The sequence below is a fragment of the Sphingomonas kyeonggiensis genome, from assembly GCF_014196745.1.
Lineage (GTDB): Bacteria > Pseudomonadota > Alphaproteobacteria > Sphingomonadales > Sphingomonadaceae > Sphingomonas > Sphingomonas kyeonggiensis.
Map to the genome: position 1 here is coordinate 414,971 of NZ_JACIEH010000001.1, position 12,029 is coordinate 426,999.

The window sequence follows — 12,029 nt, forward strand, 5'->3', positions numbered from 1 at the left end:
GGACGTCAACTCAGGTCGGGATTCAAGGAAATGGGAGATGATGTCCTCGTTCAGTGCAACTGGGCGGGGTCGAGCGCAATCCCCTCCGCGATGATTTTGGCGGACTGGTCCTGCACGTCGGTGGGTGCCGCGATCAGGCCGCGCTTGTTCAGCTCGCCCTTGGGCTTCCACATCGTGGCATAGAGATCGAGGAAGTCCTGCATCCCGCGCACCGCCTTGATGTGGCGCTTCTTCACATAGATGTAGAGCGGGCGGCCGCCGGGATATTTGCCGGTGACGATGTCGTTGTTGGTCGGTCCCACGCCCTCGATCTCGGTGCCGTGCAGCCGGTCGATATTCTCCTCGAGATACGAATAGCCGAAGATGCCGATCGCATTGGGGTTCTGGCTCAGGCCCTGGACGATCAGGTTGTCGTTCTCGCCCTTGTCGACATAGGGGCCGTCGTCGCGGATCCGCAGGCAGGCGTCCTGGAACTTGGCGGGATCATGCCCGTCCTTGATCGCCTTCGCCTTCGCCTTCGCCTCCGGCCAGGCGGCCAGGCAGCCCGGCTCCATCATCAGCTCGATGAACGCGTCGCGCGTGCCGCTGGTCGAGGGCGGGCCCATCACATAGATCGGGATCGCCGGCAGCGACGGATTGACGTCGTGCCAGGTCTTGGCGGTGTTCGGCTTGCCCATCGGGTTGGCGGCGAGCGCCAGGTACAGGTCCTTGCGGCTCAGCTTCAGCTTTGGCCCGTTGTTGCTCTCGGCCAGCACCACGCCGTCGAGCCCGATCTGCACTTCCAGTATCTCGCCGACGCTGTTCTTCTGGCACTGGTCATATTCGGTGCGCTTCATCCGGCGCGAGGCATTGGCGATGTCGGGATATTGCGAGCCGACGCCTTCGCAGAACGCCCGGAAGCCCGCGCCCGAGCCGATCGACTCGATCACCGGCGCCGCGCGGCGCTTGTCCTGGTTGACGAAGGCCTCGGCCACCGCGGTGGTGAAGGGGAAGACGGTCGAGGACCCCACGGCGCGGATCGGGCGCACCGCGCCACCGTCGCAAGCCGAGAGAGCCACTGCGGAAAACGCGAAAAGCGCAAGTCTGCCAAGCATCGCCGTCTCCTGTCCCTGGGTTGAGAGAATCACGGGGGCATGCGCCGGACGGTCGCCCCCCAGCGCGCCCTTCGGACTCTAGCGTGACAGGTTGATGACACTCGGCGTCATGACAGGCGCTGGACGGGAAGCAGCACGGTGACCGTCGAACCCTTGCCGACGGTGCTGGTGATGTCGAACCGCCCGCGGTGCCGCTCGACGATGTGCTTGACGATCGACAGGCCCAGGCCGGTGCCGCCGATCGTGCGGCTGCGGCCGGCATCGACCCGGTAGAAGCGCTCGGTCAGGCGCGGCAGATGCTCGGGGGCGATGCCGTCGCCCTGGTCGGTCACGGTCAGGCGGATCATCGATTCGCCCTCGGGCAGCAGGCTGACCAGGATCGGCGTGCCTTCCTTGCCGTACTTCATCGCGTTGCCGATGACATTGTGGAGTAGCTGGCTGAGCTGCGAGGCGTCACCGCGCACCGGAGGCACCTCGGCCACTTCGGTCACCACATCGGCGGCGCGCGGCACGCCCGAAAGCTCCAGGCAGACTTCGTCGATCAGCTCGTCCAGCGCTACGGGATTGTCCGGCGCGCGATATTTCTCCGCCTCGATCCGGCTCAGCGAGATCAGGTCGTCGATCAGGCGCTGCATGCGGCGCGCCTCGTCGTGCATGATCTTCAGGAAGCGCTTGCGCAGCCCCGGCTCCTCGCCCGCGCCATCCTCCAGCGTCTCGACATAGCCGAGCAGCGAGGCGAGGGGGGTGCGCAGCTCGTGGCTGGCATTGGCGACGAAATCGACGCGCATGCGTTCGCTGGCATAGCTGCCGGTGCGGTCGATCAGATGGACGATCCGGCGCCCGTCCGCGATCGCGGTCACCCGCATCTCCCAGCGCTGGTCGCGCGTGCCGAGGCCGACCAGGTGGATCGGCGCGCCCGGATTCTGGTCGCTGGTGTTCATCAGCCGCTCGGCGGCGGCGGGATGGCGGATGGCGACGCGGACGTCCTCGCCCAATATGTGCTGGCCGAGCAGGGTGCGCGCCGGCGGGTTGGCGGCGGTCACCCGGCGGTCGGCGATCAGCAGCACCGGCTCGGCGATCGCGTCGAGCACCTCGGCGATGCCCGGCCCCTCGCTGACGGTCGGCGCGGTATCGAACGTGCCCGGCGCCTCGGCGCCGGCGGTGGCGAGCAGCACGGCCGCGACGCCGCACACCAGCATCACCAGGCTGGTCTGCACGTCGCCGCCCAGCAACAGCCCCGCCAGCGCGCCGGCGGCGACGATGCCGAGCGCCACGAGCGCCTTGATACCAGGGGAATAGGGCATGTGGCGGCTCTTCTAGGGGGCGCTCAACCTTTCGTCACCCCGCTACTTCGTCGCCGTTCCTCTTCTTCGTCATCCCCGCTCTCTTCCTCGTCATCCCGGCGAAGGCGGGGATCCAGAGTCACGAAGGCCTTCGCGCTGTCATCCTGGATCCTCGCCTTCGCGGGGATGACGGTTTTTGGGACGAGAGGCACCGTCGATTTACGATTGCGAAAGAGGGCAGGGCGCAGGACAATGCGTCATGGCAGACGAAGATCAGGTTCCGAAGGCTAGCCGTCGTGCGCTGATGCTGGGCGCGGCGGGTGCGTCGGCGATCGTCTCGATCCGCCCGGCGCTGGCGCAGACCAATGCCTCGGTGATGAATTGCGAGATCCCGGTCCCCGATCCGGGCCGTGCCGGCCAATATGTCGCGGCCGATGGTAAGCTCGTGCCCGCCGGCACCCCGGGCGCCTTCCCCGCGGCTGGCACCCCGTTCAAGGCGCAGGACGTCAAGAACGCCCTCAACGGCGGCACGCTGCCCGGCACCACCTACGAACAGAGCCGAGCCTACACCAACTACATCCGCCGCCTCCAGTCGGGCACCAGCGGCTTCACCTGCTTCGCCTCGCTGCAGATGCCGCGCGGCTGAGGCCGTGACCGTTCGCCATAACCGTCATCCCGGCGAAAGCCGGGATCTCAGGCGAAGGCGCGGGACAAGAACCGCACGAGACCCCGGCTTTCGCCGGGATGACGGCCGGGATGACGAAGGGGGCCTGAAATGACGGCCCTTTACCGCGCCGCCGCGCCGGAAACCCTCCGCATCGTCCCCCTCGACGCGCTCACCCTGGTCTATCACCGCGCCTCGGGCGTCACCCATGTCGTCGATGCGCCGGTGCCCGAGATGCTCGAAGCGCTCGACCGCGACGATCTCACCGTCGACCAGCTCCTCACGCGCCTCAGCGATAGCTACGACCTGCTCGACGCCGATCCCGCGGCCCTCGCCATCCGCCTCGACGAGCTGGTCGAGGCCGGCCTGGTCGAGCGGCTGTGAGGCACGTCACCCATCTCACCATCGGTCCGGTCGGCTTCCGCATCGGCAGCGACTGGCGCGCGCCCATCGCCCAGCTCGAGGACCTCTATCGCGACTATCCCAAGCCGGGCATCCCGGACTTCAACGTCCACCTCTTCGCCGCGCGGCCCTGGCGGAAGATCCTCCGTCCCTCGGTGATGATCGGCGGCGACTATACCATCCCCGACGCCGCCCCGCTGCCGCTCGCCCAGGGCCTGCTCGCCGCCGAGATGGGGATGAACCTGCAGATGGCGCTCGCCCAGCGCCGCTATCTGCTGCTGCACGCATCCGCGGTCGAAAGGGACGGGAAGGCGGTGCTGATGACCGGCATCTCCGGCGCCGGCAAATCCACTCTCGCGGCGCTGCTGATGGCCAGGGGCTGGCGGCTGATGGGCGACGAGTTCGTCCTGATCGATCCCGCCACCGGCCTGGCCCATGCCTTTCCCCGACTGATCAGCCTCAAGAACCAGGCGATCGCGGTTGCCCAGGCGGCAGTCCCCGACGGCCGTTTCGGTCCGCTGCTCGCCGGCACGCCCAAGGGCGACATCAGACACCTGGTCCCCGATCTTCGCGCGATCCGGAAAATGGCGGAACCGGCCGAGCCCGCGCTGCTGCTCTTCCCGCGCTTCGGTTTCGATGCCGCCGAGCGCCCGGTGCCGCCCAGCGAGGCCTTTGTCCGCCTCACGCAAAGCTCGACCAATTACGTCCATCTCGCCGAGCGCGGCTTCGATGCGCTGACCAGACTCGTCCAGTCCGTTCCGGCACGTGCGATAGACTATCCGGACACGGATGGTGGCATCGCCCTGGTCGAGGCGCTGGCATGACCCCCGGCTGGCGCCTCGCCGCGGTGTTGCGCGATCCCGCTCGGACCGAGCATTTCTCGGCCCGCCAGTGGACGGAGTTGTTCGCCGTCGCGCGGGCGGAGCAGATGGCGGGAACGCTCGCCCACCGTCTGAACGGCCTCGATCTCGACCCGACCGTCCAGCGCCTGGTCGACGACGCGATCGCCTCGGCCGGCCATCTCCGCCTCGCCGCGCTGTGGGAGGCGGAGATGGCCAGGCGGGCCCTGGCGCCGCTCGGCGTGCCGGTGGTGCTGCTCAAGGGCACCGCCTTCGCCGCCGCCGGGCTCTCGCCCAGCCTGGGGCGCAACATCGGCGATCTCGACATCCTCGTGCCCCGTGAACGGATGGACGAAGTCGAGGCCGCGCTGCTCGCCGCGGGCTGGGAATGGGTGAAGCCCGATCCCTATGACGACGCCTATTATCGCCGCTGGATGCACGAGCTGCCGCCGCTCATCCATCGCGAGCGGGACCGGATGATCGACGTCCACCATACCATATTGCCCCTCACAGCTCGAATCCGTCCAGACGCCAGGGCGCTGCTCGCCGACAGCGAGCCGCTCGGAAACGGTCTGTGCACACTTTCGCGGACAGATCGTCTGGTGCACGCGGTCGCCCATCTCTTGGCGGACGGGGACCTGGCCGGCGGTATGCGCAATCTTTGGGACTTTCACTGTCTGGTGCAGGACGAAGGCACGATGGGCCTGGCCGAGCGCGCCCGCCATCACGGGCTGGGGGCGGAAATGGCCCGCGCCGGGCGCCTCAGCCACGCCCTGTACGGCACCGAAGTCCCCTTCGAATGGCAGGGGCTCAGGCTGCTCGACCACCTCTATCTCCGCCGCCTCACCGCACGGGATGGCTGGGGGCGGCAGGGGCGCAGGCTCACCCGGCTGGGCTTCTATGTCCGCAGCCACTGGCTCCGCATGCCGCCGCTGATGCTTGCCCGCCACCTCTGGACCAAATACCGCAAGGGCTATCGGCCCGTCGGCTGAAGGCGTTGAAACAAATAGAGAACAAATGCTTGCCTTGTAGGGGATCGGTACCTATCCTGCGCGGCGTTCAACGGGAGAGATCGGATGTTCCGCAAGGTTGCTTTCACCCTGTATCCGGTCATCGACCTGGACCGCGCCCGGGCTTTTTACGAGCAGACGCTCGGCCTGCCAGCCGCCAGTGCGGAATATGGCATTCCCTGGGTGGAATATGATCTGCCGGGCGGCGGCTGCTTCGCGATCACCACGGTCACCGGCGACAAGCCCGCCTCGGACGCCGGCGGCACCATCGCCTTCGAAGTCGAGGATCTCGACGCGCTCTGCGCCGATCTCGAAGCCAAGGGCGTCACCTTCAAGACCGACCTGATCCACTCGCCAGTCTGCCGGATGCGCGTGATCCAGGACAGCGAAGGCAATGCCGTGCTGCTCCACCAGCTGAAGAATCGGGATTAGTTCTCAACCCGTCATCCCCGCGCAGGCGGGGATCGAGGGTTTCTCTGCCCGGCCAGTCCTGCTTGGCTCTGGATCCCCGCCTGTGCGGGAATGACGGATAAGCGCTAAACCGCCGGCACCCCCAGCCGCTCCAGCACCGGCACCAGCTCGGCATAGCTGTCGATCACCGCATCGGCGCCCAGTTCCTCGATCGGCTGGGAGAGGAAGCCGAAGCTCACCGCGACGCTCGGCACCCCGGCGTTCTTCGCCGCCAGCGTGTCGTAGATCGAATCGCCGACGAACGCGGTCCGCCCCCCGCCGCAGCGCCGGATCATCTCCTGGATCGGCAGGGCGGAGGGCTTGGCATTGCCCTTGCCCATCGTGTCGCCGCCGATGATGGTGGCGAAGCGCGCGGAAAGCCCCAGCTCCTCGATCAGCTTCACGGCCAGATATTCGAACTTGTTGGTGACGATCGCCAGCGTCACGCCCCTGGCTGCCAGCGCGTCCAGCGCCTCGATCATGCCGGGGAAGGGCTTCGAATGGTCGGAAACATGGTCGCGATACCATTCGAGCAGCGCCGGATAGAGCCGCGCCATCAGCGCTTCGTCATAGCCGCCCGATGCCTCCAGCGCCTGCTCCAGCATGTGCTTGGCGCCGCGCCCCACCATGGTCATCACCGCCGCCATCTCCAGCCGCGGCCGCCCGGCCAGGTCGAGCGCGTGGTTGGTGGCGCCGAGCAGGTCCGCGCTGGTGTCGAGCAGGGTGCCGTCGAGGTCGAATCCGACGATATCGAAAGGGAAATCAGCCATCGCGGTGCTGCCTGCCAGCAGGCCTATGGAATTGGCAAGACTAACGTGGCAGGGGACTGGCCAACGGAGGGAAAATGACGGCACCGATCGCAGCAATCATCCTCGCGGCCGGCAAGGGCACGCGGATGAAGTCCGATACCCACAAGGTCCTCCATCCCATCGCCGGCCGGCCGATGCTGCTCCACCTGATCGACAGCGTGAAGGCGCTGGGCGCCGAGCGCGAGGTCGTGGTGGTCGGCGCGGGCAAGGAGCAGGTCGAGGCGGCGGTGCATCCCCTGGGGGTCGAGACCGCCGAGCAGGCCGAGCAGCTCGGCACCGGCCATGCCGTGCGCATGGCGGAGGCGGCGCTGGCCGATTTCCAGGGCGATGTCCTCATCCTCTATGGCGACGTGCCGCTGGTCACCGCCGAGACGATGCGCCGGATGCTCGACGCGCTGCACGGCGCGGGCGATCCCAGCGTGGTGGTGCTCGGCTTCCGCCCGGCCGATCCCGGCGCCTATGGCCGGGTGATCGTCGGCCCCGACGGCCGGCTGGACAAGATCGTCGAATACAAGGACGCGACGCCGGAGGAGCGGGCGGTAACCCTCTGCAATTCCGGCCTGATGGCGGTCCGCTCGGCAGACCTGTTCCGCCTGCTCGCCCAGCTGGGGAACGACAACGCCGCCGGCGAATATTACCTGACCGACCTGGTCGAGCTGGCCCGGGCGGATGGCCGCTTCTCGGTCGGCATCGAGACCGACGCGATCGAGGTCGCCGGGGTCAACAGCCGCGGCGAGCTGGCCGGTCTCGAGCAGGAATGGCAGCAGCGCCGGCGCACCCGCGCGATGGTCGAGGGCGCCACCCTGGTCGCGCCGGAGACGGTGTGGTTCGCCCATGACACGGTGGTCGGCCGCGACGTCACGATCGAGCCGAACGTGGTGTTCGGCCCCGGCGTCACCGTGGCCGACCGCGTCGTCATCCACGCCTTCAGCCATATCGAGGGCGCCGAGATCCTCTCGGGTGCCGATATCGGCCCCTATGCGCGCCTGCGTCCCGGCGCCAGGATCGAGCAGGGCGCCAAGGTCGGCAATTTCGTCGAGATCAAGAAGGCCGCGATCGGCCCCGGCGCCAAGGTCAACCACCTCAGCTATATCGGCGATGCCACTGTCGGGGCGGGGGCCAATATCGGTGCGGGCACGATCACCTGCAATTATGACGGTTTCTTAAAGTACCGGACAGCGATCGGTAACGGCGCTTTTGTAGGTAGCAACAGCGCGCTCGTGGCGCCCGTCACCATCGGCGACGGCGCGATCGTCGCCGCCGGATCGGTGGTGACCCGCGATGTCGAGAGCGATGCGCTGGGGATCGTGCGGGCCGAGCAGCAGGTGAAGCCGGGCTGGGCGCGGACGTTCCGCGAGAAGATGAAGGCGAAGAAGGAGGCGGCGAAGAAGTGATGCGAATGATGACCGTGATTTCCGCTCTCGCCCTGGCCGTCGCGGTGCCTGCCTTCGCGCAGACCGCGCCGATGAATCCTGCGCAGGCGATCGCGGCGGTCGCCGCCTCGAAGACCGGCGAAGTGGAAGGCACGTTCGAGTTCGTCGTCGCTTCCACCGGTGCGGGCGGCTTCAACGCCTATCTCAACTCGGCCGCCGATTATCGCGATCCCGGCAACCTCTCGATCGTGCTGAACACCACGGGGCGCAACGCGCTCAAGGACAAGCTCGGCGGCCATGCCGAGGATATGCTCAAGGGCAAGCGCATCCGCGTGAAGGGCATCGCCCGTCGCGTGCCCACCGGCTCCCATTTCCAGACTCGCATCGCCGTCGACACGGCGGACCAGATCGAAATCCTCGGCTGATCGCCGGGCTTAGGCAGGAACACCCAGAGCATGTGCGGAATCGTCGGAATCGTCGGCAAGGAAGACGTCGCGGAGCGGCTGTACGACGGGCTCAAGCGCCTCGAATATCGTGGCTATGATTCCGCCGGCATCGCCACCGATGTAGAGGGCCGGATCGAGCGCCGTCGCGCCTCGGGCAAGCTGGTCAATCTCGGCAAGGAGCTGGCGGCCAATCCGCTGCCCGGCACCACCGGCATCGCGCACACCCGCTGGGCGACTCATGGCGGCCCAACCACCAACAATGCCCACCCGCATGCCACCGGCGAAGTCGCGCTGGTCCACAACGGCATCATCGAGAATTTCAAGGCGCTGCGCGACGAGTTGATCGCCCGTGGCCGCAAGTTCGAGAGCGAGACCGACACCGAAGTCGTCGCGCACCTGGTCAGCGAGAAGGTCGAAGCCGGCATGGCACCGGCCGAAGCCGTCGCCGAAGTGCTGCCGCGCCTGCACGGCGCCTTCGCGCTCGCCATCCTGTTCCGCCAGCATCCGGACCTGCTCGTCGGCGCGCGCCTCGGCTCGCCGCTGGTCGTCGGCTATGGTGAGGGCGAGACCTATCTGGGCTCGGATGCGCTGGCACTGGCCCCGCTCACCCAGCGCATCGCCTATCTCGAGGAAGGCGACTGGGTCGTCATCACCCGCGACGGCGCCCAGATCTTCGACAAGGACAACAATCCCGTCGAGCGCACGATCACCATCTCGGGGGTCACCGGCGATCTCGTCTCCAAGGGCAACCACCGCCACTACATGCTCAAGGAGATCTACGAGCAGCCGATCGTCGTCGCCCAGACGCTGCGCTCCTATCTCCAGCGCATGGAAGAGCAGGTCACCCTGCCGATCCCGGACTTCGACCTTTCGGCGATCAAGCGCGTCACCATCGTCGCCTGCGGCACCAGCTTCTATGCCGGCATGGTCGCCAAATACTGGTTCGAGCAGTTCGCCCGCGTGCCGGTCGACCTCGATGTCGCCAGCGAGTTCCGCTACCGCGCGCCGGTGATGGAGGAAGGCGGTCTGATGATCGTCATCAGCCAGTCGGGCGAGACCGCCGATACGCTCGCCGCGCTGCGCCATGCCCGTAGCGAGGGCCAGAAGATCGCCGCGGTGGTCAATGTTCCCACCAGCTCGATGGCGCGCGAGGCGGACCTGCTGCTGCCGACGCACGCGGGGCCGGAGATCGGCGTCGCCTCGACCAAGGCCTTCACCTGCCAGCTCGCGGTGCTCGCCGCGCTCGCCGCCAATCTCGCCAAGGCGAAGGGGCGGCTGTCCGAGGCCGAGGAGAAGGCGCTGGTCAAGCATCTCGCCGAGGCGCCCGCTGCGCTCAACGGCGCGCTGGCCTATGACGAGGCGATCCAGGCGATGGCGCACGTCGTCGCCGCTGCCCGCGACGTGCTCTATCTCGGCCGCGGCACCGATTATCCGCTGGCGCTGGAAGGCGCGCTGAAGCTCAAGGAAATCAGCTATATCCACGCCGAAGGCTATGCCGCTGGCGAGATGAAGCACGGCCCGATCGCGCTGATCGACGATGCCGTGCCGGTGATCGTGATCGCCCCCTCGGGTCCGCTCTTCGAGAAGACCGTGTCGAACATGCAGGAAGTGCAGGCGCGCGGCGGCAAGGTGATCCTGATCTCGGACTATGACGGGATCGAAGCGGCGGGCGAGGGCACGGTGGCGACGATCACCATGCCCAAGGTCCACCCGCTGATCGCGCCGCTCGTCTATGCGGTGCCGGTGCAACTGCTCGCCTATCACGTGGCAGTGGCCAAGGGCACCGACGTCGATCAGCCGCGCAACCTCGCCAAGTCGGTCACCGTCGAATAGCGCCTCAGCGCGGCGCGGCGGTCCAGAGGAAAGTCACGTTCATGCCGTCGTCGCCGGGCAGGGGCTCGAACCCCTGCCGGCGATAGAGCGCCTGTGCCTGGGGATTGTTGATCCCCACCTGCAGTGACACGCCCGTCGCCCGGGCATCGCGCGCCGCTTGCTGGATCCAGCCGATCAGTGCCGATCCCAGACCGCGGCCGCGCGCTTCGCTGTCGAGGAGCAGGTCGACGATCCGCCATTCGCGTGACGACCGGTCGAGATAGAGCTTGCCCAGCAGGCCACTCCCTTCTGCGGGCACGATCACGCAGAAATCGGCCCTGGCCCGGTGTTGCACATAATGGCTGTGCTGCAGCCGGAACTGGTCGTCGACGAACGCCTGTTTCTGCGCGGCGCTCCAGGGCGCGAGCAGCAGGTCCTTCTGGCGCCACCGGCCATGGATGTGGGCGAGGGCGGGAAGGTCGGCATGTTCGGCGCGGCGCAGGCGGATGCCGTGCGCGTGCAGCGGGGCATCGTCGAGCAGTGTGCCGCGAGGGCGGGGGAAGGGCGGGAGCGAGGCGAGCATCCGATTACTGCTTCAAAGCGGGGGTATCCGCATCTTGCCCATGGTGGCACCGGCTGCAAGAAAGTGACGATAGGTCCGCATCTTGGCCGGGCTGGGAGGGGAATAGATCATGCAATTGCTCAAGGCGGAAGATTTCGAGCCCTGGGTCGGTCGTCAGGTGCGCGTCAACACGCTTCCCGCACCGGTGGAGATCAAGCTCGAGCGGATCCAGCGTCACGCGCCGCTCATCGGGATCGATACGCGCGAGCCCTTCTCGCTGTATTTCGAATCGCCGATCAACGTCTTCCTGCTCGACACCAGCTATCAGTTCGATTGCGGGAAGGGTGGTCCGCACGAGATCCACATCACCCAGCTGATGCCCTCGGCGAAGCTTCGCCACTATGAGGCGGTATTCACCTGATCCCGGGCACGAGACCCGGGATCGCGCCGTAGTGCGATCCCGGGTTCGTTGCTGCGATCAGTTGCGCGACGGGAAGACGCCCGACGTGCTGATGCAGGTCACCACCGCCAGATAGGGCTGCATGATCGAGAAGGGCTGGCTGCCACCGGCAACCGCCACCGTCACGTTGCCGTTCGTCAGGCCGCCGGTCGCCGTGGCGCTGATGCCGCCCAGGTTCACCGCGGTGCCGGTGGTCCCGGCCGGGACGTAGAAGACCGGCGTCGAGCCGACGGAGGACGTGTCCGCAACGGTGCCCAGCGTCGACGAGGCTGCCGGCGCTGCGGTTTCGCTCGCGCCGCCGCCGCGCCCGAGGACGGTGGCCTGCAGCTGCGGCGTCACCTGGATGGGCGTGCTGGTGGTCGGCGTGAACGTCGCGCCATGGGTGTGCATGGGCATCTGCGCCGTCGTGAGCGTGACGGACGGCGTGCCGGCCATCTCGCCCTGGGTGTAGAGCGGCAGGCCGGGGCCCTGGCCCACGCCGATGAACGCGCGGCCCTGCGCATTGGGAAGCCCGAAGGTGGTCTGGCCGTTGCCGCCATAGGTGGTGCCGAGCAGCGAGAACAGTGCCGTGTTCTGCGAGATCGCCAGAATCTGGCCCTGACAGGTCATCCAGCCACGCGGTGCGAAGCTGAAGCCGACCTGCATGATCTGCCCCATGTAATATTCCATGAACCCCTCCCGGTAGGTAATGATGCGCGGGCGGAATTAGGTCGGTCACAGGCATTGGCCCCGCCACGCAAGCGGCCGGCGCGCAGTAATGTTCCTTTTATTGGGATTGGCAAGTCGGATCGCTTCGAAATCCGTGCGGTGTCATGATTTGCAAAG

General features: G+C 67.3%; 14 protein-coding genes. 9 read left to right on the plus strand and 5 right to left on the minus strand.

What is annotated here, in order from left to right; all coding sequences use genetic code 11:
• Window positions 1–50: 50 nt before the first annotated feature.
• Window positions 51–1,094: a substrate-binding domain-containing protein gene (locus tag GGR46_RS02040; RefSeq protein WP_183994090.1), complete on the minus strand. Its 1,044-nt coding sequence runs from the start codon at window positions 1,092–1,094 to the stop codon at window positions 51–53.
• 107 nt (window positions 1,095–1,201) lie between these two features.
• On the minus strand, window positions 1,202–2,398 hold the full coding sequence (locus GGR46_RS02045; protein ID WP_183994092.1) for an ATP-binding protein: 1,197 nt from the start codon (window positions 2,396–2,398) through the stop codon (window positions 1,202–1,204).
• A 238-nt stretch (window positions 2,399–2,636) separates the two neighbouring features.
• Here GGR46_RS02045 and GGR46_RS02050 point away from each other — a divergent pair, with 238 nt between their 5' ends.
• The 5 genes from GGR46_RS02050 to GGR46_RS02070 all read left to right on the plus strand — a co-directional run bounded on the left by GGR46_RS02050 (window position 2,637) and on the right by GGR46_RS02070 (window position 5,724).
• The gene (locus GGR46_RS02050; protein ID WP_183994095.1) at window positions 2,637–3,023 is read left to right on the plus strand and encodes a hypothetical protein; all 387 of its coding nucleotides are present in this window, start codon (window positions 2,637–2,639) and stop codon (window positions 3,021–3,023) included.
• A 129-nt stretch (window positions 3,024–3,152) separates the two neighbouring features.
• Window positions 3,153–3,425, plus strand: a complete 273-nt coding sequence (locus GGR46_RS02055) for an HPr-rel-A system PqqD family peptide chaperone (protein ID WP_183994097.1) — start codon at window positions 3,153–3,155, stop codon at window positions 3,423–3,425.
• Window positions 3,422–4,267, plus strand: a complete 846-nt coding sequence (locus tag GGR46_RS02060) for an HprK-related kinase A (protein ID WP_183994099.1) — start codon at window positions 3,422–3,424, stop codon at window positions 4,265–4,267. The genes GGR46_RS02055 and GGR46_RS02060 overlap by 4 nt, the downstream gene beginning before the upstream one ends.
• Window positions 4,264–5,274 (plus strand): nucleotidyltransferase domain-containing protein, encoded by a 1,011-nt coding sequence (locus tag GGR46_RS02065; protein WP_183994101.1) that lies wholly within the window; start codon window positions 4,264–4,266, stop codon window positions 5,272–5,274. The genes GGR46_RS02060 and GGR46_RS02065 overlap by 4 nt, the downstream gene beginning before the upstream one ends.
• A gap of 84 nt (window positions 5,275–5,358) precedes the next feature.
• The gene (locus GGR46_RS02070) at window positions 5,359–5,724 is read left to right on the plus strand and encodes a VOC family protein (RefSeq protein WP_183994103.1); all 366 of its coding nucleotides are present in this window, start codon (window positions 5,359–5,361) and stop codon (window positions 5,722–5,724) included.
• A gap of 104 nt (window positions 5,725–5,828) precedes the next feature.
• Here GGR46_RS02070 and GGR46_RS02075 read toward each other — a convergent pair whose 3' ends face one another.
• A complete protein-coding gene (locus tag GGR46_RS02075) occupies window positions 5,829–6,512 on the minus strand; it encodes an HAD-IA family hydrolase (RefSeq protein WP_183994105.1) in 684 nt (227 codons plus the stop codon).
• Window positions 6,513–6,586: 74 nt separating this feature from the next.
• Here GGR46_RS02075 and glmU point away from each other — a divergent pair, with 74 nt between their 5' ends.
• Genes glmU through glmS form a run of 3 tightly spaced genes read left to right on the plus strand, consistent with a single transcriptional unit; the run spans window position 6,587 to window position 10,203 of the window.
• The gene (gene glmU, locus GGR46_RS02080) at window positions 6,587–7,945 is read left to right on the plus strand and encodes a bifunctional UDP-N-acetylglucosamine diphosphorylase/glucosamine-1-phosphate N-acetyltransferase GlmU (protein WP_183994107.1); all 1,359 of its coding nucleotides are present in this window, start codon (window positions 6,587–6,589) and stop codon (window positions 7,943–7,945) included.
• 8 nt (window positions 7,946–7,953) lie between these two features.
• Entirely contained in the window at window positions 7,954–8,349 is a 396-nt protein-coding gene (locus GGR46_RS02085; protein WP_183994109.1) for a hypothetical protein, read from the plus strand.
• A gap of 30 nt (window positions 8,350–8,379) precedes the next feature.
• Window positions 8,380–10,203, plus strand: coding sequence for a glutamine--fructose-6-phosphate transaminase (isomerizing) (glmS, locus tag GGR46_RS02090; protein ID WP_183994111.1), 1,824 nt, complete (start codon window positions 8,380–8,382; stop codon window positions 10,201–10,203).
• A 4-nt stretch (window positions 10,204–10,207) separates the two neighbouring features.
• Here glmS and GGR46_RS02095 read toward each other — a convergent pair whose 3' ends face one another.
• A complete protein-coding gene (locus tag GGR46_RS02095; protein ID WP_183994113.1) occupies window positions 10,208–10,765 on the minus strand; it encodes a GNAT family N-acetyltransferase in 558 nt (185 codons plus the stop codon).
• A 109-nt stretch (window positions 10,766–10,874) separates the two neighbouring features.
• Between GGR46_RS02095 and GGR46_RS02100 the strand changes: the two genes are divergently transcribed.
• On the plus strand, window positions 10,875–11,165 hold the full coding sequence (locus GGR46_RS02100) for a DUF6916 family protein (protein ID WP_183994115.1): 291 nt from the start codon (window positions 10,875–10,877) through the stop codon (window positions 11,163–11,165).
• Between the two features lie 57 nt (window positions 11,166–11,222).
• On the opposite strand, the gene GGR46_RS02105 is transcribed toward GGR46_RS02100, so the two are convergent.
• A complete protein-coding gene (locus tag GGR46_RS02105; RefSeq protein ID WP_183994117.1) occupies window positions 11,223–11,873 on the minus strand; it encodes a phage tail protein in 651 nt (216 codons plus the stop codon).
• Window positions 11,874–12,029: the final 156 nt, after the last annotated feature.